This is a genomic window from Priestia sp. SIMBA_032 (genome assembly GCF_046535215.1).
GTDB lineage: Bacteria > Bacillota > Bacilli > Bacillales > Bacillaceae_H > Priestia > Priestia aryabhattai.
Map to the genome: position 1 here is coordinate 1 of NZ_JAWRXD010001431.1, position 241 is coordinate 241.

Genomic DNA, 241 nt, shown 5'->3' on the forward strand with positions numbered 1-241 from the left:
CTCGCCGGCAGCGTCAAAGGCTGATCGCATGCGCGCCGAACCAACGAAAGGCACTCCCTCAATGCCCCTCCCGAAGCCCGAGTACCCGCGGCCCGACTTCGACCGATCCGAGCGCTGGCTCTCCCTCAACGGCGAGTGGGGATTCGAGCCGGCCGGGGGCGAACCGACGACGATCGTCGTCCCCTTCGCCTGGGAGACGACCGCGTCCGGTGTGCGCAGGACCTGGCTCGAGCGCGCGGTC

General features: G+C 70.1%; 1 protein-coding gene. It reads left to right on the forward strand.

Translation table 11 applies throughout. The features are described 5' to 3' along the window. Positions 1–28: 28 nt before the first annotated feature. Positions 29–241 (forward strand): hypothetical protein (locus SB717_RS39035; RefSeq protein ID WP_410908643.1); only part of this gene is annotated, 213 nt, incomplete at its 3' end.